Source organism: Sphingomonas arantia, assembly GCF_042682045.1.
In the GTDB taxonomy this organism is placed as follows: Bacteria; Pseudomonadota; Alphaproteobacteria; order Sphingomonadales; family Sphingomonadaceae; genus Sphingomonas_R; species Sphingomonas_R arantia.
Map to the genome: position 1 here is coordinate 25,938 of NZ_JBHUGS010000003.1, position 24,093 is coordinate 50,030.

Below are 24,093 nucleotides of genomic sequence, written 5' to 3' on the forward strand. Positions count from 1 at the left end.
CTAGCGGGTGCGGTACCGCGTGAAAAAATCCAGGTCGTCCGTCCCGATCCAGCCTTGCACATAATTGGCGTAATAGAGCCCGAACAGCACGGCCGACACGATCGTCGTCCACAGGCACGTCCGCCCGAACGCGAACCGCGGCGGCGCACTTTCCGCCTGCCCCGCCACCAGCGGATCCGGCTCGCTCCCCGTCCGCAACCGGAACGGCAGCACGAAGAAGAAACTCAGCGACCAGAACAGCGAATAGATCGCCAGGATCGAGGTGAAACGCATGCAGCAACCCTGAACCAGAACGCCACCGGCGCGAGAAGATCGCTTTGCGCCGAGCGCGGCGGTGCCGTCAAACTTTGCGGGCAGTTGGGGGAAACGCGCGGGTCGAACTCACTGTAGTGATGAGACACACGCTGGGGTCAGCGGCGGGACCCACCCCCCAACCCGTTCGGTTCGAGCCTGTCGAGAACCCGCGCCTCAATGAGGATCTTACGCCGCACGAGAGCGCCCTAACCCCATTCCGTTCGAGTTCGTCGAGAACACATTGATTACGAGGCGCCCGTCTCAGCTTAAGACGCCCCAACGCCGCTTGGTTCGAGCCTGTCGAGAACCCTGCGCAGAGTTCTCGACAGGCTCGAACCAAACGGGTGGGGGCCTGCCGTCAGCAGGCGCGCTCAACGCGGCAGTCAAATCCAAACTCCCCAACCCTCCATCCATGCCGAGCGAAGTCGAGGCACGCTCTTCCCCGAGCGCAGTCGAGAGGCGCTTTCGGCTTCTCGACTGCGCTCGAAGAGTCCCTCGACTTCGCTCGGGATAAACGGGTTTAGGAAACGGTTTTAGCAACAGTAAATAAGCCCGCGGTGCATCAGACACGCACGTCATCCCAGACCCGATACGGCATCCAGCGATTTAGAAGCTGTAGTTTGTAGCGCGGACCTCGGATTAATTCCGGAACGACGTCAGACGGGCGGGCATCTTACTGTACAGCTGGAAGCGCAGCGCCCTCAGGCGCCACGCCCCCCCCATCAAACCCGAATAACAGACACATCCACCACGGGCTTCTTCCCCGTCCAATCCGACGCCGCACGCCGCACCGACAGACGGATCTTCTCGTTCAACCGCGCCGCATCGCGCTGGCCATTGCGCGCAGCTTCCTGCACCGCACCGCGCATCTCGACGATGAAGTCGTCGCGGTCTTCCTCCACCGGCATCCCCTGGATGGTCACGCCCGGCTCGCCGACGATCGCGCCCTGTTTGTTCATCGCGATCGCGATCGTGATGATGCCGTTCTGCGCGATCCGGCGACGCTCGTTCAGCGCCGCACCGTCCGCCGGCAGGATCACGTCGCCGTCCAGGATCAGGCGACCGACCTTCTCATGCCCGACCAGCGCAGGCCCATTCGGCGCGAGCCGCAGCATCGTGCCATTGGTCTGCACAACCGCCTTGGCGATCCCGTTATCGACCGCGAAACGCGCATGTTCGGCCAGATGGCGCATCTCGCCATGCACCGGCACCATGATCTCCGGCCGGATCCACTCGTACATCTGGCGCAGCTCCGGCCGACCCGGATGACCCGACACGTGCACGAACGCCTCGCGATCGGTGACCAGGTGAACGCCCTTCTGCGCCAGCCGATTCTGGATGCGGCCGACCGCCACCTCGTTGCCGGGGATCTGCCGCGACGAGAAGATCACCGTGTCGCCCTGCGACAGCTTGATCTGGTGGCTGTTGCTCGCCACCCGCGCCAGCGCGGCGCGGTCCTCGCCCTGGCCACCCGTGGCGATGATCAGCAATTCCTTCGGCGGCACGCGCATCGCCGAATCGAAATCGAGCGTCTCGGGAAAGCCCTTCATGTACCCGGTCGCGCGCGCGACCTTCAGGATGCGGTCGAGCGAGCGCCCGGCGACGCACACCTGACGCCCGGTCGCCACCGCAACCTCGCCCAGCGTCTGCACGCGCGCCGCGTTCGATGCGAAGCTGGTGACCATCACGCGGCCCTTGGCCTTGCCGACCGCCTCCATCAGGCCCTCGCGCACGTCCGCCTCGGACCCCGAGGCCTGTTCGTTGAACACGTTGGTCGAATCGCAGACGAGCGCGGTGATGCCCTTGTCGCCGATCGAGCGGATCAGGTCCGGGTTGGCCGGCTGCCCGACCAGCGGGCGCGGATCGAGCTTCCAGTCACCGCTGTGGAACACGTTACCGAACTTGGTCTGGATGAACAGGCCGTTCGCTTCGGGGATCGAGTGGGCCAGCGGCACGAACTGCACGCCGAACGGCCCGAGCTGCATCGATCCGCCGACCGGGATGACATGCAGCGCAACCTTGCGCGACAGCCCCTCCTCCTCCAGCTTCCCGCGGATCAGCCCGGCGGTGAACGGCGTGGCATAGATCGGCACGCCCAAGTCGGCGGCCAGATACGGGATCGCCCCGATATGGTCCTCATGCCCGTGGGTGATGACCAGCCCGACCAGATCCTTCGCGCGCTTCTCGATGAAATCGAGGTCCGGCAGGATCACGTCGATGCCGGGGAACTGCGGATCGGCGAAGGTCAGGCCGAGGTCGACCATCAGCCACTTACCCTGCGACCCGTACAGGTTCACGTTCATGCCGATCTCGCCCGACCCACCGAGGGCCAGGAACAACAACTCATTACCGGGTTTCGTCACGCGTCTTTTCTCTCTCTTCAATATGCGCGTTCTCGGCCGCCGTTCCCGTCACGGAACGGCGGCATGGGGAACGGCGGTCAGTCGCAGCGCAGCCGCTCGTACATCAGGCCTAGGCCCTGGATCGTCAGGTCGGGTTCGATCGCATCGAACACCGATGTATGTGTGTCGAACAAAGTGGCAAGGCCGCCGGTTGCGATCACCTTGACCGGTCGCCCGATCTCGGTCCGCATGCGGGCGACCAGCCCTTCGATCATCGCGATATAGCCCCAGTAGATGCCGATAAGCATCTGGTCCTCGGTATTGCGACCGATCAGGCTGTCCGTCGCCGGCGCCGCGATGGCGATCCGCGGCAACCGCGCCGCCGCCGCGACCAGCGCATCGAGCGACAGGTTGATCCCCGGCGCGATGATCCCGCCCTTGTAAGCTCCGGCATAGTCGACGACGTCCAGCGTCGTCGCCGTGCCAAAATCGATCACGATCGCATCGCCCGGATGCAGCGCATGCGCGGCGATGGTATTCACCGCGCGATCGCCACCGACCGACCGCGGCTCGTCAACGTCGAGCGCGATGCCCCACTCCACCGGCGCACGCCCCGCTACCAAAGCCGTCGTCGCGAAATACTTCTGCGCCAGAACCTGAAGGTTATGAAGCGCCCGCGGCACCACCGTACACAGGATCACCGCCTCCACGTCGGCGCGGCTATGCCCCTCCATGGTCAGCAGCTGGTGCAGCCACACCGCATATTCGTCTGCGGTCCGCCGCGGGTCGGTCGCGATCCGCCAACGCGTAACGATCCGCCGCCCATCGAGCAGCGCGAACACGACATTGGTATTCCCGGCATCGATCGCAAGCAGCATGATCTCCACCTTAGCCTATCTCGCACGCCAGGTGTACCGCTTTGATCAGGAGCGCTCCGCCACGCTCGCACCGGTGGGAACCGTTCGTTACAGCCGTGTAAAGTCCATGGATCGGCACTCAATCGCCAAGCTTCTCCGGACGTGCGGCCATGTTGTGGGACGGCGCGCAAGATCGCCGGAGTTCGCCAAAAGCCGTGCAGACTCCGGCTTGATCCGTGGGACCGACTCCGCCGAAACGATCGATTCCGAGCGAGGTCGAGAGCCCCTTTTAGCGCAGCCAAGAAGACAACTCGTCTAAACGAACTGACCAAACGAGTGCTCACGAAGCCGCACGTCACCGGACCCGATCATGACCATGGACGATCGTTCCTTCCCTTCGCACCGGTACAGCAAAGGGGCACGCGGAAAACTTGGTACCGACCTTCCGCCCCAGAGGAAGGCCAGGGCCTCGCCCATCCCGGACCTGGATCCCGCATCCCGCATCCCGCGGGACAGACAACCGCGCAATCCCCAGAGCATAACTCCGTATCGGTCAGCTGGGCTGTTCCACTTGGATCGCGCCGAACGAGAACCCCACAAAAAAGTTGCGAAAGATCCGCGTCAGACAGATCGGTCGGCAACCTCAGCTCAAGACCTCAGGGCGTCCAGTCTCCGCCTATCCCCACAGCCCGCCACAGCATCCTTGACGGGCAAACGCCGTAACGCCGTTGCCGCGCGTCACCGAGCCCGATCACTCCAATGCGTCGCCCATGACCGGACTCCGGAACCGTAGGACTGAACGGCAAGGTCGCAACGATCGCGACGTCTCTGTCGTAATACCGCGCTCGCGATATCAGAGGTTCGAAAGCGAGCAGTGCGACACGACCATGGTTTGCGTTCACCGCGTCCGCCCCACCCCAGTCGTTAACATGCTGCCACCATTGGTCGTCGGCGGAGCTTCCAACGCAGTAAGCACCAGGACGCGCCGCGTCACTCAGAGCAGCGACACGTCACCCGCGTGCACGGCCCGAACACCCACATTGGTGCGCAACAGCAAACTGCCATCCGGTGAGAGCCCGTCGAACAGTCCGTCGATGAACCCATCACCCAAACGTACCCGGACCCCGGTCCCGACCGGATGTGCATGCATCAGCCAGCGCTCCCGGACGGGTCGCAGCCCGGCCGAACGCCAGGTTGCGACCCATGCGGCGAACAGCTCAGCCAGAATATCGACAAACGCCCCCGGCTCCGGCGCCGCCCCGATCAGGCCCGTGACCGCTACCGTGGGCCGGTCGGGCAAATTCGGCGCGGTGCGTAGATTGACACCGAACCCCACGACGACCGCATCAGCCTGACGCTCCAGCAAAATACCGGACAACTTCGCGTCGCCCACCATCAGGTCGTTCGGCCATTTGATCCGCACGGCCAACCCCGGCACCGCAACCGCCAACGCCTCGTGCAACGCCACCGCTGCGACCAGCGCCAGGGTCGGCGCCGGCGGATCACCGGCTCGCAACCGCACCAGGGTGGATGCCGACAGATTTCCGGGGTCGGACGTCCAGACCCGTCCCTGCCGCCCGCGCCCGCTGGTCTGGCGCTCCGCCCGAAGCCACAAACCCTCCGCTGCGCCGGCCCGGGCGCGCATCATCATATCGTCGTTGGTCGATCCGGTCTCCGCGACCGTCTCGATTTGCGGCCTCAGAAGAGCGCCTTCGCCGCGTTGAGCGAGAGCAGGCCAAGCGGCCCGATCATCAGGTACCCAAGCGGCGACACCACCACCGCGGCCAGCGCGATCAGCCCACCCTCAACCTTGCTACCCGACGGCGCATACGCCTCGGCCGGCTCGTCGAAGTACATCGTCTTGATGATCCGCAGATAATAATAGGCGCCGATCACCGATGTCGCGATGCCGATCATCGCCAGTGGCCACAGCCCGATGTCGACGACGGCGTCGAACACCAGGAACTTCGGCCAGAACCCGAACAGCGGCGGAATGCCGGCCAGCGAGAACATGAACATCGCCATTGCCGCCGCCAGCGCCGGCCGCGTCCGCGACAGACCCGACAGGCTCGCGATCGTCTCGATCGGCTCCCCGCGCGCATCGCGCATCTGCAACACGACCAGGAACGACCCCAGCGTCATCGCGATATACACCGCCAGATAGGTCAGCACCGCCGACACGCCGAGCGCGGTCCCAGGCACGAGCCCAAACAGCGCGAACCCGACATTGTTGATCGACGAATAGGCGAGCAGCCGCTTGATGTTCGTCTGACCGATCGCCGCGACACCACCCAGGATTGTCGACGCCAGCGCGCAGAAGATCACGATCTGACGCCACTCTTCAGTCGCCGGGCCCATCGCCTCGATCGCGACCCGCAGCAGCAGCGCCATCGCGGCAACCTTGGGGGCCGACGCGAAGAACGTCGTCACCGGCGTCGGCGCGCCCTCGTATACGTCAGGCGTCCACATATGGAACGGCACCGCCGCGATCTTGAACGCCAGCCCGGCGAACACGAATACCAGCCCGAACAGACGGCCCAACCGGACCGGCTCTTCCGCCGGGGTCCCGAACACCGCGGCGATACCGCCGAAATCGGTCGTCCCGGTGAACCCGTAGACCAGCGAGATCCCGTAAAGCAGGATACCCGACGCCAGCGCGCCCAGCACGAAATACTTCAAGCCCGCTTCCGCCGAGCGCGTATCGCGCCGCATGAACGACGCCAGCACATAGGCGGCCAGGCTCTGCAGTTCCAGCCCGACATACAGCGTCAGCAGATCACCCGCCGACACCATCATCCCCATGCCGACCGCGGACAGCAGGATCAACACCGGATACTCGGCGCGCATTGACCCGGTATCGGCAAAGAAGCGCGGTGCGACGATGATCGACACGGCCGACGCGATGTAGATCAGCAGTTTGGCGAACGCGCCGAACGCGTCGGCATGATACAGCCCGCCAAACCCGGTGCCGCCATAGCCCGCAGGCCCCAGCAACAGAAACGCCGCACCGGTCAGCAGCGCGACCGCGACAATGCTGATCGTCCGGGTGGCGGCATCACCGCCCCAGGCACACCACATCAACAGCGCGATGGACCCCACCGACAGCAGCAGTTCCGGCGCAGTCAGCGCGATTGAGGACAAGGTCGACATCAGTGCGCTCCGCCATGTTCGGCTGCGTGGGCGGGGGCGACAGCACGCCCGGCGGTGGGCTGTGCGTCGCTGACCGGCCGGGTCGGATCGAGCCGGGCGAGCACGAAGCCGACATCCTTGGCCATCGGCTGCATGAAGCTCTGCGGATAGACACCCATCCACAAGACGACAGCCGCGATCGGCACGAGCAGCGCATATTCGCGCTTACTCAGGTCGAGCATCGCCGCGACGTCCGGCTTATCGAGCTTACCGTAAACCACCCGACGGTAGAGATAGAGCATGTACGCCGCGCCCAGGATGATCCCGGTGACCGCGACGAAGCCCGCAATACTGCTCGTCTGGTACACGCCCATCATCGCCAGGAACTCACCGACGAACCCGGACGTGCCCGGCAAGCCGACCGAGGCCATGGTGAACAGCAGGAACAGCATCGCATAGCCCGGCATGTTCTGCGCGACGCCCCCGTAGCGGTCGATCTCACGCGTGTGCAGCCGGTCGTAGACCACGCCGACGCACAGGAACAACGCACCCGACACCAGACCATGGCTCAGCATGACCATCAGGCTGCCCTCGAGCCCCTGACGGTTGAATGCAAACAGCCCGAACGTCACGAATGCCATGTGCGCGACCGACGAGTAGGCGATCAGCTTCTTCATGTCGTTCTGCACCAGCGCGACGAGCGACGTGTAGACGATCGCCACCATGCTCAGCCCCAGCACCAGCCAGACGAGCTGCGCGGACGCCTCCGGGAACATCGGCAGCGAATAGCGGATGAAGCCGTAGCCACCCATCTTCAGCAGCACGCCCGCCAGGATCACCGAACCCGCGGTCGGCGCCTGCACGTGCGCATCCGGCAACCATGTATGGACCGGCCACATCGGCATCTTGACCGCGAACGACGCGAAGAATGCCAGAAAGAGCCATGTCTGCGCACCCGCCGGGAAGTCGTACGCCATCAACGCCGGCACCGACGTCGTCCCCGCCTCGCGCGCCATCCACAGCATCGCGACCAGCATAAGGACGGAACCGAGCAGCGTGTAGAGGAAGAACTTATAGCTCGCGTAGATCCGCTCGGCGCCGCCCCAGATCCCGATGATCAGGTACATCGGGATCAGCCCGGCTTCGAAGAAAATGTAGAACAGGAACAGGTCCTGCGCCGCGAACACGCCGATCATCAGCGTCTCCATCAGCAGGAACGCCGCCATATATTCCGGCACGCGCTTGGTGATCGCGACCCAGCTCGCCCCGATGCAGATCGGCATCAGGAACACCGACAGCATGATCAGCATCAGCGCGATGCCGTCGATCCCCATCGCCCAGGCGAACCGCCCGAACACCGGCGCATATTCCTGGAACTGCCACTGGGCGCCGCCGATATCGAACGACGTCCAGAGCACCACGCCCAGCGCGAAATCGATCAGCGTCGCGGCCAGCGCCAGCCAGCGTGCGGTCGCCGCCTTCTGCTCGGGCGCACCCGGCATCAGCAGGCAGAGCACTGCCGCCACCGCGGGTACCGCGATCATGATCGATAGGATGGGAAAACCGAGCACGTTCACTTCACCCCCGCCGTGGCCCGGGCCATGCCCGAGGCGCGCGTCGCCATTTCAGTCTCGCCGCGGACGGCCCGCACCGACATCACCGCGTCATCGCCCAGGTTGCCGCAGCCGCGAGGCCCAGCAGCATGACGAGCGCATAGGTGTAGAGATAGCCCGACTGCAACCGCCGGGTCAGCACGCCGCCACCGACGATCAGCTGCGCGATCCCGTTGGGGCCGAACCGGTCGATCGTCCCCTGGTCACCGCGTCGCCACAACATCCGCCCCAGCGCGAACGCAGGTCGCACGAACAGGAAGGCGTAAAGCTCGTCAAAATACCACTTGTTCAAGAGGAAAGCGTAGAGCCCGCTGAACGTCGCCGCGACCTTCGCCGGAATGCTCGTGTTGATCACATAGGCCCACAGCGCGAGCAGGAAGCCGATCGCCATCGCGACGGTCGCGGACAGCTTCACCCACTCCGGCACGCCGTGCATCGCGTGCATCAGATGCTCGTTGAACGCGAGACTGCCCTTCCAGAACTCGCCACCGTGCTCCGCCCCGATGAACGGCTCGTGGAAGACGAAGCCCGCAAACACCGCGCCCAGCGTCAGCACGCCGAGCGGCACCAGCATCGGCCAGGGGCTCTCGTGCGGATGATAGCCGGCGGTCCCGGTTACGACCTCGTTGGCGCCTGCATCGTGCGCGTTCGGCGCATGGCCTGCATCCTCATCCGCCGCCGGATCACCATGCGCGTGATCGTCATGATGGCCATGCGCGTCATGCACCGCATGCTGGATATGCTCGGACCCGGCCCAGCGCGGCTTGCCGAAGAAGGTCAGGAACATCAGCCGCCACGAATAGAAGCTCGTCAGCAGCGCCGCGACCACACCCACGCCGAACGCGACCTGACCGGCGTCGGTGCCAGCGGCATAGGTCGCCTCGATGATCGCATCCTTGGAATAAAAGCCCGCGAACCCGAACACCTCGGCAACACCGACACCGGTGATCGCCAGCGTGCCGGCCATCATCGCCCAGAACGTCACCGGGATCGATTTCCGCAGGCCGCCATAGAAGCGCATGTCCTGCTCGTGATGCATCGCATGGATCACCGAACCGGCGCCCAGGAACAGCAGCGCCTTGAAGAAGGCGTGCGTGAACAGGTGGAACATCGCGGCGCCATACGCCCCGACGCCCGCTGCGAAGAACATGTAGCCGAGCTGCGAGCAGGTCGAATAGGCGATCACGCGCTTGATGTCGGTCTGGACCAGCCCGACCGTCGCCGCGAACAGCGCGGTCGCGGCACCAACGTATGTCACCACCGTCAGCGCGGTGGGCGACACCTCGAACATCGGCGACAGGCGGCACACCATAAATACGCCCGCGGTCACCATCGTGGCCGCGTGGATCAGCGCGGAGACCGGCGTCGGCCCCTCCATGGCGTCAGGCAGCCAGGTGTGCAGCCCGAGCTGCGCCGACTTGCCCATCGCCCCGACGAACAGCAGCAGGCAGAGCACGGTCATCGTGTCGAACCGCCCGCCTATAAATCCGATCGTCGATCCGGCCAGGCCCGGCGCAGCGGCCAGGATCGCCGGGATCGACACGGTGCCGAACACCAGGAACGTCCCGAAAATGCCCAGCGAGAACCCGAAATCGCCCACGCGGTTGACGACGAACGCCTTGATCGCCGCCGCGTTCGCGCTCGGCTTCTTGTACCAGAAACCGATCAGCAGATAGGACGCCAGCCCGACGCCTTCCCAGCCGAAGAACATCTGGATCAGATTGTCCGACGTCACCAGCATCAGCATCGCGAAGGTGAACAGCGACAGATAAGCGAAGAACCGCGGCTGATCCGGGTCCTCCGACATATAGCCCCAGCTATACAAATGAACGAGCGCGGACACCGACGTGATCACGACCAGCATGACCGCAGTCAGCGCGTCGACGCGCAGCGACCAGTCGACGACCAGATCGCCCGACCGGATGAATGGCAGCACGGTCTCGACATGCGCGACCTCGCTGCCGTGCAGGAAGTTCAAAAAGATCGGCCAACTGAGCGCGCAGGCCGCGAACAGCCCCGCGGTGGTGATGAGTTTCGACGGCACGGCGCCGATCATCCGCTGACCCAGGCCCGCGACGATGGCTGCCAGCAGCGGCAGGAAGACGATGACGGCAATCACGGCTCGAACTACCCCTTCATCCGGTTGACGTCATCAACCAGGATCGTGCCGCGCCCGCGGAAATAGATGACCAGGATTGCCAGACCGATCGCCGCCTCGCCGGCGGCCACGGTCAGCACGAACATCGCGAACACCTGCCCCACCAGATCGCCGAGATAGGCGGAAAAGGCGACGAGGTTGATGTTCACGCTGAGCAGGATCAGCTCGATCGCCATCAGGATGATGATGATGTTCTTGCGGTTCAGGAAGATGCCGAACACCCCCATCGCGAACAGGATGGCGGAGACCACCAGGAAATGCTGGATCCCGATCACAGCGTCACTCCCTCACCCGATGGCTGATCGACCACGTTGCGGACCGCGTCCTGCGGCCGGCGCTGATTCTGACGGCGGATGTTCTGGGCACGAACACCGCCGCGCGTCCGGTGGGTCAGCACGATCGCACCGATCATTGCAACCAGCAGCACCAGCCCGGCCGCCTCGAAGATATACAGATAGCGCGTGTACAGCAGCGTGCCGAGCGCCTGGATGTTGCTCATCCCCTCCGGCGTCGGCGACGTCGCAGCGCCAAGCCCGATGCCGCCCGCACTCCAGGCACCGACCGCAAAGATGATCTCTGCCGCCAGCACGACGACCAGCAGCACGCCGAACGGCAGATATCGCCCGAAGCCGGCGCGCATCTCGGAAAAGTCGATGTCGAGCATCATGACCACGAACAGGAACAGCACCGCGACCGCGCCGACATAGACGATGACGAGGAGCATCGCGATGAACTCCGCCCCCACCAGCACCATCAGGCCGGCGGCGTTGAAGAACGCCAGGATCAGCCACAGCACCGAATGGACCGGGTTGCGCGCGAGGATGGTCAACGCGCCGGACGCGATGACCAGCGTGGCGAACAGGTAGAAGGCGATCGTCTGGATCAAAGCGAAACGGTCCTCAAACCGGTGGTCGTCGGGCCTGCGCCGCCTTCCGTGACGGAAGGCAACGCGGGAGTCGGGCGGGCCTTAGCGGTAGGGGGCGTCGGCGGCAAGGTTGGCAGCGACCGCTCGTTCCCAACGATCGCCGTTCGCGAGCAGCTTGGCCTTGTCGTAAATCAGCTCTTCGCGCGTTTCGGTCGAATATTCGAAGTTCGGACCTTCCACGACCGCGTCGACCGGGCAGGCTTCCTGGCATAGCCCACAGAAGATGCACTTGGTCATGTCGATATCGTAACGTGTCGTACGGCGGCTGCCGTCGTCGCGCGGTTCCGCCTCGATCGTGATCGCCTGCGCCGGACACACCGCCTCGCACAGCTTGCACGCGATGCAGCGTTCCTCGCCGTTCGGATAGCGCCGCAGGACATGTTCGCCACGGAACCGCGGGCTCAGCGGGTTCTTCTCGTACGGGTAGTTGATCGTCGCTTTCGGCTTGAAGAAATACTTCAGCGTCAGCGTGTGCGCCTTGAGGAATTCCCAGAGCGTGAACGACTTTACGAGATACGCGATACCCATCAGCTATACCTTGTCAGCATGAGGTATCCCGACACCAGGAACACCCAGAACAGCGAGATCGGCAGGAAGATCTTCCAGCCCAGCCGCATCAGCTGGTCGTAGCGATAGCGCGGAACCGTCGCCTTCACCCAGCTGAAAATGAAGAAGAACACCAGGATCTTGGCGAACAGCCAGATGATGCCCGGCACCATGTACAGCGGCGCCCAGTCCACCGGCGGCAGCCAGCCGCCCCAGAACAGCACGGCGTTCAGCGCACACATCAGCAGCACGTTGCCATATTCGCCGAGCCAGAACAGCGCGAAACTCATCGACGAATATTCGGTCTGGTACCCGGCGACGAGCTCGCTCTCCGCCTCGGTCAGATCGAACGGCGCGCGCGCCGTCTCCGCCATCGACGAGATCAGGAACATCACCGCCATCGGGAACAGTAGCGGGTTGAGCCCGAACGCGCTCACCACGCCGAAGATGTTGCCGCGCTGCGCATCGATGATGCCGCCCATGTTGAACGTGCCGGCCCACAGCACGACCGAGATCAGGATGAACCCGATCGACACTTCGTAGCTGACCATCTGCGCGGCCGCACGCAGCGCCGAGTAGAACGGATATTTCGAGTTGGACGCCCAGCCCGCCATGATGATGCCGTACACCCCGAGCGACGATGCCGCGAGGATGTAGAGCAGCCCGACATTGATGTCGGCCAGCACCATGTTCGGCCCGAACGGGATCACCGCCCAGGCGACCAGCGCCACCGTGAACGTCAGGATCGGCGCGATCAGGAACAGCCCGCGGTTCGCGGACGACGGGATGATCGTTTCCTTCAGGAACACCTTCAACCCGTCGGCAAACGACTGCAGAAGGCCGAACGGCCCCACCACGTTTGGCCCGCGACGCAATGCCATCGCCGCCCAGATCTTGCGATCGGCATAGATGATCATCGCGACGGACAGCATCAACGGCAACGCGATCAGCAGGATGCCGACGATCGTCGCGGTGAACCACCCCGCGTTATAACCCATGCCGAGCGTGTCGGCGAAGAAACCGGTCATGCCGCAAGGCCCCCGTGGCGGCGCGAAGTCGCGCGCGAATTAACCAGACCGCTCATTCCGCGGCCTCCGCAAAATCGTGACCGTGGATGATCTCGTCCGAGCAACGCTGCATTGTCGGGCTGGCCCGGCAGATCGCGTTGGTCAGGTAGAAGTCCGCGATCGGCAGCCCGAACTCGCCCGAAACCGGCACCGTCGGCAAGGTCGGTACGCCCCAGGCGAACGGCGCGAGCCCCTGCACGCCGAGCGCCGGCACTTCCGCCGTCATCGCCGCGCGCAATGCCGCGAGCGTATCGAACGGCAGCTTGTGGCCGATCGTCTCGGAGAGCGCCCGGAAGATGCTCCAGTCGTCGCGCGCATCGCCCGGCGGGAACACCGCCCGCTCGCCGCGCTGCACGCGCCCTTCCAGGTTGACCCAGGTCCCGGCCTTCTCGGCATAGGCCGCACCCGGCAGCACGATGTCCGCTGTCGCCGCGCCACGATCGCCGTGATGCCCGACATAAACCTTCGTGCTGCCCGCGAACCGCGCGAAATCGACCTCGTCCGCACCCAGCAGGAAGACCAGCTTTGGCGCCTTCTCGGCAACCGCCGCGATCCCGCCGTCCTGCGCATAGCCGAGCATCAGCCCCGCCATCCGCGATGCCGCCATGTGCAGCACGTTGTAACCGTTCCAGTCACCCTTGATCAGACCCAGCGTCTCGACCAGGCCCAGCGTCGCCGCCTGCAACCCGTCGATCTTCAGCGCACCGCCCCCGACGATCACCGCCGGCCGCTCCGCACCTGCGAACAGGTCGGTCACCGCCTGCGGCAGATCCCCGAGCAGCCCGGCATCGTTGCCGAGCCACGTCACGGGATAGGTCAGGTCGACCGGATCGCCGATCGCGAACACCCGCGCACCGCGCTTCACGGCCTTGCGGATCCGCGTGTTGACCAGCGGCGCTTCCCAGCGTGGGTTCGTGCCGATCAGCAGGACCGCGTCCGCCGTCTCGATCCCGGCGATCGTGCTGTTGAAATTCACCGCCGCGACATGCGACGTGTCGTACGCCAGCCCGGTCTGGCGCCCTTCGAGCATGTCGGACCCGAGCGAGCGCAGCAGCGCCTTGGCCGCATACATCGTCTCGGCATCGACCAGGTCGCCTGCGATCGCCGCGACCGACGATCCGGCCGCATCCGCCGCCGTCTTCACCGCCGTGAACGCATCGGCCCAGCTCGCCTTCACCAGCTTGCCGTCACGCCGCACATAGGGACTGTCGAGCCGCCGGCGGACGAGCCCGTCGACCGCGTGGCGCGTCTTGTCCGACGCCCACTCCTCGTTCACGTCCTCGTTCACCCGCGGCAATGCGCGCAGCACCTGCCGCCCGCGGCTGTCGAGCCGGATGTTGGTGCCGACCGCATCCATCACGTCGATCGCGTGGGTCTTCTTCAGCTCCCACGGCCGCGCCTCGAACGCATAGGGCTTCGACGTCAGCGCACCGACCGGGCAAAGGTCGACCACGTTGCCCGACAGCTCGCTCGTCGCCGCATGCTCCAGATACGTCGTGATCTGCATGTTCTCGCCGCGGCCGATCGCGCCGATCTCCTCGACGCCCGCCACTTCCTGCGCAAACCGGACGCAGCGCGTGCACTGGATGCAGCGCGTCATGACCGTCTTGACGATCGGCCCCATATATTTCTCGGTGACCGCGCGCTTGTTCTCGTCATAGCGGCTGTGCCCGCGGCCATAGGCCAGCGACTGATCCTGCAGGTCGCACTCACCCCCCTGGTCGCAGATCGGGCAATCGAGCGGGTGGTTGATGAGCAGGAACTCCATCACCCCCTCGCGCGCCTTCTTCACCTTCTCGCTGGTGGTGAAGACCTCCATCTTGTCCGCCGCCGGCAGCGCGCACGACGCCTGCGGCTTGGGCGGACCCGGCTTCACCTCGACGAGGCACATCCGGCAATTGCCGGCGATGCTCAGCCGCTCGTGATAGCAGAAGCGCGGGATTTCCTTCCCCGCGGCTTCGCAGGCCTGGAGCACGGTGGCGCCGGCCGGCACCTCCACTTCGATCCCGTCGACGGTCAGAATTGGCATGTCGTTACTCCGCCGCGACCGCGTAAGGCGCGGCACCGTTCTTCTCGATGATCCGGCGCTCGATCTCGGGGCGGAAATGCTTGATCAGCCCCTGGATCGGCCATGCCGCGGCATCGCCCAGCGCACAGATAGTGTGGCCCTCGATCTGCCGGGTCACTTCCTCCAGCATGTCGATCTCGCCGATCTCGGCATTGCCTTCGCGCAGCCGCTCCATCACGCGCCACATCCAGCCGGTGCCTTCGCGGCACGGCGTGCACTGGCCGCACGACTCATGCTTGTAGAAATAGCTGATCCGGCTGATCGCGCGGACGATGTCGGTCGACTTGTCCATCACGATGATCGCCGCGGTGCCGAGCCCCGACCCCACGTCACGCAGCCCGTCGAAGTCCATCGGTGCATCGATGATCTGCGCAGCCGGCACCAGCGGCACCGACGATCCGCCCGGGATCACCGCGAGCAGATTGTCCCACCCGCCGCGGATCCCGCCGGCATGCGTCTCGATCAGTTCGCGGAACGACACGCCCATCGCGTCCTCGACCACGCACGGCCGGTTCACATGGCCGCTGATCTGGAACAGCTTCGTGCCTTGGTTCTTGTCGCGCCCGATGCCCGCGAACCATTCCGGCCCGCGCCGCAGGATCGTCGGCGCGACCGCGATCGACTCGACATTGTTGACCGTCGTCGGGCAGCCATAGAGGCCGACACCCGCCGGGAACGGCGGCTTCAGCCGCGGCTGGCCCTTCTTCCCTTCGATGCTTTCCAGCATCGCGGTCTCTTCGCCGCAGATGTAGGCGCCCGCCCCGCGGTGCACGAACACGTCGAAGTCGTAGCCCGACCCGCACGCATTCTTGCCGATGAACCCGCGCGCATAGGCCTGCGCCACCGCTGCGAACAGCGTCTCGGCCTCGCGGATATACTCGCCGCGAATGTAGATATACGCCGCCCGCGCCCGCATCGCGAAGCCGGCCACCAGCGCGCCCTCGATCAGCTTGTGCGGATCGTGACGCAGGATTTCGCGGTCCTTGCAGGAACCCGGCTCGGACTCGTCGGCGTTGATGACCAGGAAGCTCGGTTTCCCGTTCTTCGATTCCTTGGGCATGAACGACCATTTCATACCGGTCGGGAAACCGGCACCACCGCGTCCGCGCAGGCCCGAGGCCTTGATCGCGTCGATGATCCCGTCCTGCCCGCGCGCCATCAGGCCCTTGGTATCGTCCCAGTCGCCGCGTTTGATCGCGGCGTCGACGCCCCAGTCCTGCTGCCCGTACAGGTTGGTGAAGATGCGGTCCTTGTCGTCAAGCACGGTCGTGCTCCTTCATTCCGCTCATGCGTCCGCACCCTGATAGACGTGCAGCGTCGTGCGCTCGCCCTCCGGGGCCGACGCCATCCGGCCGATCTGCGATCCGGGCTTCGGCGTCTCCCCATTGGCGAGCGCTTCCAGGATCGCCGACATGCTGTCGAACGTCAGGTCCTCGAAATTATCGTCGTTGATCTGCACCATCGGCGCGTTGGCGCACGTGCCCATGCACTCGACCTCGGTCAGCGTGAACAGGCCGTCCGGCGTCGTGTGCCCCTTGGACAGACCACGGTTCTTGCACGCCGCGAGCACGTCGTCCGACCCGCGCAGCATGCACGGCGTCGTCCCGCACACCTGCACATGGAAACGCCCGACCGGCGCCATGTTGTACATCGTGTAGAAGGTCACGACCTCGTACGCGCGAATGTATGGCATGTTCACGCTCTTCGCGACATACTCGATGACCGGCACGGGCAGCCAGCCCTGGGTCTGCGTCTCCGCCCCAACCTGACGTTGCGCCAAGTCAAGCAGCGGCATCACCGCGGAATGCTCGCGCCCCGCGGGATAACGCGCGATGATCTCGCGCGCCTTGGCGGCATTCTCTCCGGTCCACGCAAAGCCGCCCCAGCGGGCGCGCGTCTCGACTTCGTCCGGGATATGGGCTGCGTCAGCCATGCTTCTGATGCCACTTACGCTGATAGGAAACGGAAAAGACGACCCAGCCGAGGGTCGCGATCATCACGAACGGCATGCCGGCCCCGGACACCACCTGCGCGACGCCGAATGCCGTTACCGCGATGACCGTGGCAACGACACCATAAAGCCAGATCGGTATGCCCGTTCGAATGCTCACCGGTCGCACTCCCCGAACACGATGTCGGCGGCACCCAGCACGGCGGTGGTGTCCGCCAGCATATGCCCCTTCATCATGAAATCCATCGCCTGCAGATGGCTGAACGCGGTCGGCCGGATCTTGCAGCGGTAGGGCTTGTTCGTCCCGTCGGCGACCAGATACACGCCGAACTCGCCCTTCGGGCTCTCGGTCGCGACATAGACCTCGCCCGCCGGCACGTGGAAACCTTCGGTATAGAGCTTGAAGTGATGGATCATCGCTTCCATCGACTGCTTCATGTCGGCGCGCTTGGGCGGCACGACCTTGCGATCGAGCGAGGCGATCGGCCCCTCCGGCATCTGCGCCAGGCACTGCTTGATGATGCGCAGCGACTGCCGCACTTCCTCGACCCGCACCATGAACCGATCGTAGCAATCGCCGCGCGTGCCCACCGGCACGTCGAATTCCATGCGGTCGTACACGTCGTAGGGCTGCGACTTGCGCAGGTCCCACGGAATGCCCGCCGCACGGATCATCGGCCCGGAAAAGCCCCACGCGATCGCGTCGTCGCGGCTGACGGTGCCGATGTCGACGTTGCGCTGCTTGAAGATGCGGTTGTCCGCGACGAGGCTGATCGCGTCCTCGAACAGCTTGGGGAAACGGTCGTCGACCCAGTCGCCGATGTCGGTCAGCAGCTTCAGCGGCACGTCCTGATGCACGCCGCCGGGGCGGAAGAACGCGGCGTGCATGCGCGCGCCCGACGCGCGCTCGTAAAAGCCCATCGTGTCTTCGCGCAGCTCGAACAGCCACAGGTTCGGCGTCATCGCGCCGACATCCATCACATGCGAACCAAGGTTCAGCATGTGATTCATGACACGCGTGATCTCGGCGAACAGCACGCGCAGATACTGCGCACGCAGCGGCACTTCGAGCCCGAGCAGCTTCTCGACGGCGAGCACATAGCTGTGCTCCATGCACATCGGCGAGCAGTAGTCGAGCCGGTCGAAATAGGGCAGCGCCTGGAGATAGGTCTTGTACTCGATCAACTTCTCGGTGCCGCGGTGGAGCAGGCCGACATGCGGATCGACGCGCTCGACGATCTCGCCGTCCAGCTCCATCACGAGGCGCAACACGCCGTGCGCGGCCGGATGCTGCGGGCCGAAGTTGATCGTGTAGTTCTGGATCTCGACGTCGCCGACGCTCGGGTCGGCCGAGGTGATCAATTCCGCCAGCGTTTCGGGCGTCTCTTCGCGGTGCGGAATGTCGATGTGGTCCATCATCTCTTCACCTCGTCGGCCTTCAACGGCGTCGGCGCACCCTTGGCTTCGGGCACCTTCTCGTCACCGGGCAGCACATAGGAGCCGCCCTCCCACGGGCTGGTGAAATCGAAGCTGCGGAAGTCCTGCGCCAGCTTCACCGGCTCATAGACGACGCGCTTCTCTTCCTCGGAATAGCGCAGCTCGACATAGCCGGTCTGCGGGAAATCCTTGCGCAACGGATGGCCGCGAAACCCGTAGTCGGTCAGGATCCGGCGCAGATCGGGATTGCCCGAGAACAGCACGCCGTACAGGTCGAACACTTCGCGCTCCAGCCATCCGGCGACGGGCCACAACCCGGTCAGCGACGGCACCGGCTTGCGGTCGTCGGTCTGGACATGCACGCGGATGCGGTGGTTGCGCGTCAGCGACAACAGGCAATAGACGACCTCGAACCGCTCTTCACGCTCCGGATAGTCGACGCCGGCGATCTCCATCAGCTGCTGATACTGCATCTGCCCGCGCAGCGTCCGCATGACATCGACCAGTGCCTCGCGCCGGACGTGCAGCGCGATCTCGCCGACCGCCTCGACAACGTGGACCAGCTTGTCACCCAGCGCCAGCCGCGCCTCGTCGGCGATGCCGTCGTTCGCGGTGTAGCGCGGATAGGTGAGGCCGCTCATCGTTCGATCGTCCCGGCGCGCCGGATCTTACGCTGCAACTGCATGATGCCGTAGAGCAGCGCTTCGGCGGTCGGCGGGCACCCGGGCACATAGATGTCGACCGGCACGATCCGGTCGCATCCGCGCACGACGGAATAGCTGTAATGATAATAGCCGCCGCCATTGGCACAGCTGCCCATCGAGATGACGTAGCGCGGCTCCGACATCTGATCGTAGACGCGGCGCAGCGCGGGGGCCATCTTGTTGCAGAGCGTGCCGGCCACGATCATCACGTCCGACTGGCGCGGTGACGCGCGCGGTGCGGCACCGAACCGCTCCAGGTCGTAGCGCGGCATGTTCACGTGGATCATCTCGACCGCGCAGCACGCGAGACCGAACGTCATCCACCACAGCGAACCCGTCCGGGCCCAGGTAAACAGGTCCTCGGTGGAGGTGACCAGGAAACCCTTGTCCTGCACTTCGGCGGACATGTCATCGAAGAAGGCGCGATCCGGCTCCGTTCCGGGAGCGGGGATCGTGCGTGCGAGTTCTACTCCCAATCGAGTGCTCCCTTCTTCCAGGCATAGGCATAGCCCAGCCCCAGTTCGGCCAGGAAGATCATCATCGCCGCCCAGCCTGCAAAACCGATACCGCCCAGCGCCACGGCCCAGGGGAACAGGAACGCCGCCTCCAGGTCGAAGATGATGAACAGGATCGCGACCAGGTAGAACCGCACGTCGAACTGCGACCGGCTATCCTCGAACGCGGGGAAGCCGCATTCATATTCGGCGAGCTTGTCGGCATAGGGTTTCGACGCGCCCGTGAACTTCCCCACGATCATCGGCAACAGCACGAATGCCGTCGACAGCGCCATCGCGACGCCCAGGAACAACAGGATCGGCAAGTAGCCGCCGGCGACGGACGCCATGAAACTTCTCCGGTGACGTCCCGTGAACCGAGCCATCTTCAGGGTGAGCACTTAAACTTCGCAGGTGCGGTAGGCAAGGATGGGGCGGGTGAGAATGACTCGCAACCGCTAGGGCATTTCGACCCGACGAACTGCTTTGGCCCTCTCCCCTCCGGGGAGAGGGTTGGGAGAGGGGAGCAACGCCAAAGACTTGGCGCACCCCCCCAAAGAACCTCAGACCCGCAAAGCCCCGGCAATCAATTTGTGCAGCCGCGAATGCAGACCATCACTTGCCGCGATATACTCGTTGCGCTCCATCACCCGCTCGCCACCGCGGAAATCGGTCACGAACCCGCCCGCCTCGCGGACGAGCAGGATGCCCGCCGCCACGTCCCACGGCTGCAGGTCGCTTTCCCAGAATGCGTCGAACCGCCCCGCCGCGACCCATGCCAGATCGAGCGACGCCGCACCGAACCGGCGGATGCCCGCCACTTCCGGCCCGACCGCATCGTAGATCTTGCGCCACTGCGCGAAATCGCCGTGCCCCGCGAACGGAATGCCCGTCGCGATCAGCGACTCGGTCAGGTCGCGCCGGCTCGACACGCGCAGCCGGCGGTCCTGCAACCACGCGCCGCGGCCCTTCTCGGCCCAAAAACTCTCGTCGGTCAGCGGCTGGTACACCAGCCCCTGCGTGATCTCGGTCCGGCCGCCCGGCTTGGGCTCCTCAACCGCGATCGAGATCGCGAAATGCGGCAGGCCGTGGAGGAAGTTCGTCGTCCCATCGAGCGGATCGACGATCCAGCGCGGCTTGGTCGGGTCGCCCTCGACGACCCCGCCCTCCTCGCCCAGGAAACCCCAGTCGGGCCGCGCGCGCTTCAGTTCCTCGTACAGCGTCTGTTCCGCCTGCCGGTCGGCCTGGCTGACGAAATCGGCCGGGCCCTTGCGGCTGACCTGCAATTGCTGCGTCTCGTTGAAATCGCGACGCAAACGGGGTGCCGCCTTGCGCGCCGCGCGTTCCATGACGGTGATGAGGCCGGACTGGGCTGCCATAAATCTACTTTCCCCCCTCCCTTTCAAGGGAGGGGTCGGGGGTGGGTACACGCGCTCGGTAGGTCGTGGCCGCGCAGTCGCGACGCACTCCTACTCTCCAAATCAGTCGGCGCGCTTCACATAGGTCTGTTCGTACACGTCGACCACGATCCGCGTGCCTGCGCCGATATGCGGCGGCACCATCACGCGCACGCCGTTCTCCAGCACCGCGGGCTTGTAGGACGACGACGCCGTCTGCCCCTTCACCACCGCGTCGGCCGAAACGATCATCGCCTCCACCGTGTCGGGCAGCTGGACCGAGATCGGCCGCTCGTCATACAACTCCATTACCACGTCCATGCCGTCCTGCAGGAACGCCGACGCATCGCCCAGGATGCCGCGATCGAGCTGCACCTGATCGTAGTTCAGCTTGTCCATGAACGTCAGCGCGTCGCCGTCGGCGAACAGGAACTGGAAATCCTTGGTGTCGAGCCGGACCTTCTCGACCGTTTCGGCCGACCGGAACCGCACGTTGTTCTTGCGCCCGTCGATCAGGTTCTTCAGCTCGACCTGCATATAAGCCCCGCCCTTGCCGGGCTGCGTATGCTGGATCTTGACCGCGCGCCAAAGCCCGCCGTCATATTCGATGATGTTGCCGGGACGGATGTCCACGCCGCTGATCTTCACGGGGGCCTCGCTTGATGATGGGAAAGAGCAGCCGCGGCGTCTAGCCGACCCTGGCCCCGCGCTCAAGCGGCGCCGTGGTCATGCCGCGGGCGGATTGGCCAGGACGCGGTACGGATCGATTGGTCGGCCGCCGTGCCACGGCTCGTCCGCGCCCATCAGCCGGATCTCGAAATGCAGATGCGGCCCCGCCGGGCTGGCGTTGCCCGAGAAACCCACCGTCCCGATCGACGAACCGCGCGCCAGCCGCTGCCCCTCCGCCAGCCCGGGGGCATAGCCGTCGAGGTGCGCATAATAATAGATCCAGCGCCGGTCCGGCGACCGGATATAGACGGTGTGGCCACCCGCCGCGCTCTCGAAGATCTTCTCGACCTGCCCCGCCGCCGCCGCGACCACCGGCGTTCCTGTCGGCGCCATGATGTCGAGCGCGCCGTGCGCATGCCCTTCGCGCGCATCGCCGAACGTATCGGTCAGCTGCTCCGGCCGCACGCCCGCCACCGGGATCGCCAGCCCGGTCGGCGCGATCGTGATCTCGCCCTGCACGGCATCGTCGGTCGTGGCGGTCGCCGGCGCAGGGGTATCCGCCGGCCGATCCACGAACCGCACCATCGACACGATCGCAATTACCGCCAGCACCAGAATGGCGACGATCGCCTTACCGAACCTGTTCAATACCAACTCCCCTCACAGTTCCCCGGCGAAGGCCGGGGCCTGGATGAACCTTCACCACCCAGGCCCATCACCCTCAAGCCTGGAAATGCGCCGGCGTCCCTGGCTTCACCATCAGCGACAGCCGCGCCGCATCCCAGTTGGTCAGCCGGATACAGCCATGGCTTTCCGCCCGCCCGATCGTCTCCGGGCTCGGCGTGCCGTGGATCCCGTAATGCGGCTTCGACAGGTCCAGCCAGATCACGCCCACCGGCCCGTTCGGCCCGGGCGGCAGCAGCGCCTTCTTGTCGCTGTCGTCCGCGTCCCAGAACAAAGTCGGGTTATAGTGGAACGGCGGATTGTACGCCGCACCCTGCACCTTCCAGTCGCCCAGCGGCAACGGGTCATGCTCGCTCCCCATCGTCGCCGGGAATTGCGCGAGCAGCTTGTCGTTCTCGCCGTAGACCTTGAGCACGCCTTCCGACTTGTCGACCACGATCCGCTTGGCCTGCGGCTGGTTCGCGCTGACGTTCAGGTCGGACAGCGTCTGGCGCCATTCCGGCTTCAGCTTCGGATCATAATCGCGCGACGACGGCAGGACGTTCGGGAAGCGCAGCTTGGCCCCCGGCGCGATCCGCCCGCCCGGGTTCAGCGCCGCCAGCGTGGCCGGCGTGGTGTGAAACTTCTCGGCCAGCTTCTCCATCGCGTTGGCATATCCCATCGCGGGCAGCTTCGCCTGATCGGCCGGCTCCTTCGGCAACGGCCCCTGATAGGGCCCTGCAGCGTCCGCCTGGCTCAGCGCCAGCACGCGCACCGGCCGCACCGCGCGATACGGGTACAGCGCCTTCAGAGTCGCCTGGTCGACCTTGCCGGTCCGCGGCAGGTTGCGCGCGCCCTGGAACCCGGACAGCGCATTCTTGAACGACATGCCGCCCTTCCCGTCGATCACGCCCGGTCCGAAGCCCAGATAGTCGAGCAGGACCTGCACATGCAGCACCGTCATATCGATCCCGGCGGCGGGCTTATTCGCGGCCGCGGGCGGCGTTTGCGCCCCGGTTTGGGCAAATGTCAGCCCGGCCGTGCACAGACCGAGCCCAGCGAAGGCAACCAACGATTTCTTCATGCGTGCACGCCTTTATGGTGAACGGAGGCCGAATCAAACGCAGGGATACGGCAAATCTTTCCGGGGTGGCCAGGATAATGATGCACATCAACACCGGCCGTCGCGGCCTGATCGGTGGTCTGCTCGCGCTCGGCGGCAGTGCGTTGGTCGCCACGCCGGCGCTAGCCGATACCCGCGAACGCCGCCTCGCCTTCCGCAACGTCCACACCAACGAACGCGTCGATGCGCGCTACTACGGCCCGACCGGGCTCGATCGTCAGGGGATCGCCGAGATCAACCACGGCCTGCGCGACTGGCGCACCGGCCAGACCCACCCGATGGACCGCGATTTGCTCGACCTGCTCGGCGACCTGCGCGACCGGCTCGGCATCGCCCCGCGTCGCGGGTTCGATCTCATCTCCGGCTACCGCTCGCCCGAAACCAACGGCCGCCTCAAGGAAGCCGGCGGCGCGCACAGCGGCGTCGCGAGCAAGAGCCAGCACATGCTCGGCAAGGCCAGCGACATCGCCATGCCCGGCGTCCCACTCGCCACGCTCCGCGCCGCCGCCTACTCGATGCGCCGCGGCGGCGTCGGCTACTACCCCCGCGACGGTTTCGTCCACGTCGACACGGGCCAGCTGCGCACCTGGTAGGACCGCCTACCCCAACAACCTACAGTTCCCCGGCGCAGGCCGGGGCCTAGGTGAAACGGCGGC

24 protein-coding genes are annotated in these 24,093 nt (G+C 65.3%); 1 reads left to right on the plus strand and 23 read right to left on the minus strand.

The window, feature by feature from the left end; all coding sequences use genetic code 11:
• From ACFSGX_RS11580 to ACFSGX_RS11690, 23 genes are all read right to left on the minus strand, one after another.
• The gene (locus ACFSGX_RS11580) at window positions 1-273 is read right to left on the minus strand and encodes a DUF1467 family protein (protein WP_380930086.1); all 273 of its coding nucleotides are present in this window, start codon (window positions 271-273) and stop codon (window positions 1-3) included.
• A gap of 743 nt (window positions 274-1,016) precedes the next feature.
• A complete protein-coding gene (locus tag ACFSGX_RS11585; RefSeq protein WP_157176468.1) occupies window positions 1,017-2,657 on the minus strand; it encodes a ribonuclease J in 1,641 nt (546 codons plus the stop codon).
• A gap of 77 nt (window positions 2,658-2,734) precedes the next feature.
• Window positions 2,735-3,514, minus strand: coding sequence for a type III pantothenate kinase (locus ACFSGX_RS11590; RefSeq protein ID WP_380930089.1), 780 nt, complete (start codon window positions 3,512-3,514; stop codon window positions 2,735-2,737).
• Between the two features lie 973 nt (window positions 3,515-4,487).
• Complete coding sequence (locus ACFSGX_RS11595) at window positions 4,488-5,195, minus strand: biotin--[acetyl-CoA-carboxylase] ligase (RefSeq protein WP_380930761.1); 708 nt, start codon at window positions 5,193-5,195, stop codon at window positions 4,488-4,490.
• Entirely contained in the window at window positions 5,192-6,643 is a 1,452-nt protein-coding gene (gene nuoN, locus ACFSGX_RS11600; protein WP_380930091.1) for an NADH-quinone oxidoreductase subunit NuoN, read from the minus strand. The genes ACFSGX_RS11595 and nuoN overlap by 4 nt, the downstream gene beginning before the upstream one ends.
• On the minus strand, window positions 6,643-8,193 hold the full coding sequence (locus ACFSGX_RS11605; protein ID WP_380930093.1) for an NADH-quinone oxidoreductase subunit M: 1,551 nt from the start codon (window positions 8,191-8,193) through the stop codon (window positions 6,643-6,645). Before ACFSGX_RS11605 ends, nuoN begins: the two co-directional genes overlap by 1 nt.
• Window positions 8,194-8,278: 85 nt before the next feature.
• The gene (gene nuoL, locus ACFSGX_RS11610) at window positions 8,279-10,354 is read right to left on the minus strand and encodes an NADH-quinone oxidoreductase subunit L (RefSeq protein WP_380930095.1); all 2,076 of its coding nucleotides are present in this window, start codon (window positions 10,352-10,354) and stop codon (window positions 8,279-8,281) included.
• Between the two features lie 8 nt (window positions 10,355-10,362).
• Window positions 10,363-10,668, minus strand: coding sequence for an NADH-quinone oxidoreductase subunit NuoK (nuoK, locus tag ACFSGX_RS11615; RefSeq protein WP_157176463.1), 306 nt, complete (start codon window positions 10,666-10,668; stop codon window positions 10,363-10,365).
• Window positions 10,665-11,279, minus strand: coding sequence for an NADH-quinone oxidoreductase subunit J (locus ACFSGX_RS11620; RefSeq protein ID WP_157176462.1), 615 nt, complete (start codon window positions 11,277-11,279; stop codon window positions 10,665-10,667). Before ACFSGX_RS11620 ends, nuoK begins: the two co-directional genes overlap by 4 nt.
• Before the next feature lie 81 nt (window positions 11,280-11,360).
• Window positions 11,361-11,846 (minus strand): NADH-quinone oxidoreductase subunit NuoI, encoded by a 486-nt coding sequence (nuoI, locus tag ACFSGX_RS11625; RefSeq protein ID WP_157176461.1) that lies wholly within the window; start codon window positions 11,844-11,846, stop codon window positions 11,361-11,363.
• Window positions 11,846-12,892 (minus strand): NADH-quinone oxidoreductase subunit NuoH, encoded by a 1,047-nt coding sequence (gene nuoH / locus ACFSGX_RS11630; protein ID WP_184075260.1) that lies wholly within the window; start codon window positions 12,890-12,892, stop codon window positions 11,846-11,848. Before nuoH ends, nuoI begins: the two co-directional genes overlap by 1 nt.
• 52 nt (window positions 12,893-12,944) lie before the next feature.
• Complete coding sequence (gene nuoG, locus ACFSGX_RS11635) at window positions 12,945-14,960, minus strand: NADH-quinone oxidoreductase subunit NuoG (protein ID WP_380930098.1); 2,016 nt, start codon at window positions 14,958-14,960, stop codon at window positions 12,945-12,947.
• A 4-nt stretch (window positions 14,961-14,964) separates the two neighbouring features.
• Entirely contained in the window at window positions 14,965-16,263 is a 1,299-nt protein-coding gene (nuoF, locus tag ACFSGX_RS11640) for an NADH-quinone oxidoreductase subunit NuoF (RefSeq protein WP_380930100.1), read from the minus strand.
• 21 nt (window positions 16,264-16,284) lie between these two features.
• Window positions 16,285-16,932 carry a complex I 24 kDa subunit family protein gene (locus tag ACFSGX_RS11645; RefSeq protein ID WP_380930101.1) on the minus strand — a complete coding sequence of 216 codons (648 nt, stop codon included), beginning with the start codon at window positions 16,930-16,932 and terminating at the stop codon, window positions 16,285-16,287.
• A complete protein-coding gene (locus tag ACFSGX_RS11650; RefSeq protein ID WP_380930103.1) occupies window positions 16,925-17,110 on the minus strand; it encodes a hypothetical protein in 186 nt (61 codons plus the stop codon). Before ACFSGX_RS11650 ends, ACFSGX_RS11645 begins: the two co-directional genes overlap by 8 nt.
• On the minus strand, window positions 17,107-18,369 hold the full coding sequence (locus tag ACFSGX_RS11655) for an NADH-quinone oxidoreductase subunit D (protein ID WP_380930104.1): 1,263 nt from the start codon (window positions 18,367-18,369) through the stop codon (window positions 17,107-17,109). The genes ACFSGX_RS11650 and ACFSGX_RS11655 overlap by 4 nt, the downstream gene beginning before the upstream one ends.
• Entirely contained in the window at window positions 18,366-19,028 is a 663-nt protein-coding gene (locus tag ACFSGX_RS11660) for an NADH-quinone oxidoreductase subunit C (protein WP_380930106.1), read from the minus strand. Before ACFSGX_RS11660 ends, ACFSGX_RS11655 begins: the two co-directional genes overlap by 4 nt.
• Window positions 19,025-19,567 carry a NuoB/complex I 20 kDa subunit family protein gene (locus tag ACFSGX_RS11665; RefSeq protein WP_076071103.1) on the minus strand — a complete coding sequence of 181 codons (543 nt, stop codon included), beginning with the start codon at window positions 19,565-19,567 and terminating at the stop codon, window positions 19,025-19,027. Before ACFSGX_RS11665 ends, ACFSGX_RS11660 begins: the two co-directional genes overlap by 4 nt.
• A complete protein-coding gene (gene ndhC, locus ACFSGX_RS11670) occupies window positions 19,558-19,935 on the minus strand; it encodes an NADH-quinone oxidoreductase subunit A (protein WP_380930109.1) in 378 nt (125 codons plus the stop codon). Before ndhC ends, ACFSGX_RS11665 begins: the two co-directional genes overlap by 10 nt.
• A 213-nt stretch (window positions 19,936-20,148) precedes the next feature.
• On the minus strand, window positions 20,149-20,964 hold the full coding sequence (locus ACFSGX_RS11675; protein WP_157176454.1) for an inositol monophosphatase family protein: 816 nt from the start codon (window positions 20,962-20,964) through the stop codon (window positions 20,149-20,151).
• A gap of 102 nt (window positions 20,965-21,066) precedes the next feature.
• Complete coding sequence (efp, locus tag ACFSGX_RS11680; RefSeq protein ID WP_380930110.1) at window positions 21,067-21,630, minus strand: elongation factor P; 564 nt, start codon at window positions 21,628-21,630, stop codon at window positions 21,067-21,069.
• A gap of 78 nt (window positions 21,631-21,708) precedes the next feature.
• The gene (locus ACFSGX_RS11685; RefSeq protein WP_380930763.1) at window positions 21,709-22,236 is read right to left on the minus strand and encodes a M23 family metallopeptidase; all 528 of its coding nucleotides are present in this window, start codon (window positions 22,234-22,236) and stop codon (window positions 21,709-21,711) included.
• A gap of 136 nt (window positions 22,237-22,372) precedes the next feature.
• Window positions 22,373-23,278, minus strand: coding sequence for a L,D-transpeptidase family protein (locus tag ACFSGX_RS11690; RefSeq protein ID WP_380930112.1), 906 nt, complete (start codon window positions 23,276-23,278; stop codon window positions 22,373-22,375).
• Window positions 23,279-23,478: 200 nt separating this feature from the next.
• On the opposite strand from ACFSGX_RS11690, the gene ACFSGX_RS11695 reads away from it, so the two are divergent.
• Window positions 23,479-24,030 carry a peptidoglycan L,D-endopeptidase MepK gene (locus ACFSGX_RS11695; RefSeq protein ID WP_380930765.1) on the plus strand — a complete coding sequence of 184 codons (552 nt, stop codon included), beginning with the start codon at window positions 23,479-23,481 and terminating at the stop codon, window positions 24,028-24,030.
• Window positions 24,031-24,093 lie beyond the last annotated feature (63 nt).

Coding starts and splice junctions, on each gene's coding strand:
- ACFSGX_RS11580 (WP_380930086.1), bottom strand. CDS start 273: ATGCGTTTCACCTCGATCCTGGCGATCTATTCGCTGTTCTGGTCGCTG.
- ACFSGX_RS11590 (WP_380930089.1), bottom strand. CDS start 3,514: ATGCTGCTTGCGATCGATGCCGGGAATACCAATGTCGTGTTCGCGCTG.
- nuoN (WP_380930091.1), bottom strand. CDS start 6,643: ATGTCGACCTTGTCCTCAATCGCGCTGACTGCGCCGGAACTGCTGCTG.
- nuoI (WP_157176461.1), bottom strand. CDS start 11,846: ATGGGTATCGCGTATCTCGTAAAGTCGTTCACGCTCTGGGAATTCCTC.
- nuoH (WP_184075260.1), bottom strand. CDS start 12,892: ATGACCGGTTTCTTCGCCGACACGCTCGGCATGGGTTATAACGCGGGG.
- nuoG (WP_380930098.1), bottom strand. CDS start 14,960: ATGCCAATTCTGACCGTCGACGGGATCGAAGTGGAGGTGCCGGCCGGC.
- ACFSGX_RS11645 (WP_380930101.1), bottom strand. CDS start 16,932: ATGGCTGACGCAGCCCATATCCCGGACGAAGTCGAGACGCGCGCCCGC.
- ACFSGX_RS11655 (WP_380930104.1), bottom strand. CDS start 18,369: ATGATGGACCACATCGACATTCCGCACCGCGAAGAGACGCCCGAAACG.
- ACFSGX_RS11660 (WP_380930106.1), bottom strand. CDS start 19,028: ATGAGCGGCCTCACCTATCCGCGCTACACCGCGAACGACGGCATCGCC.
- ndhC (WP_380930109.1), bottom strand. CDS start 19,935: ATGGCGTCCGTCGCCGGCGGCTACTTGCCGATCCTGTTGTTCCTGGGC.
- ACFSGX_RS11675 (WP_157176454.1), bottom strand. CDS start 20,964: ATGGCAGCCCAGTCCGGCCTCATCACCGTCATGGAACGCGCGGCGCGC.
- ACFSGX_RS11685 (WP_380930763.1), bottom strand. CDS start 22,236: ATGGTGCGGTTCGTGGATCGGCCGGCGGATACCCCTGCGCCGGCGACC.
- ACFSGX_RS11690 (WP_380930112.1), bottom strand. CDS start 23,278: ATGACGGTGCTGCATGTGCAGGTCCTGCTCGACTATCTGGGCTTCGGA.
- ACFSGX_RS11695 (WP_380930765.1), top strand. CDS start 23,479: ATGCACATCAACACCGGCCGTCGCGGCCTGATCGGTGGTCTGCTCGCG.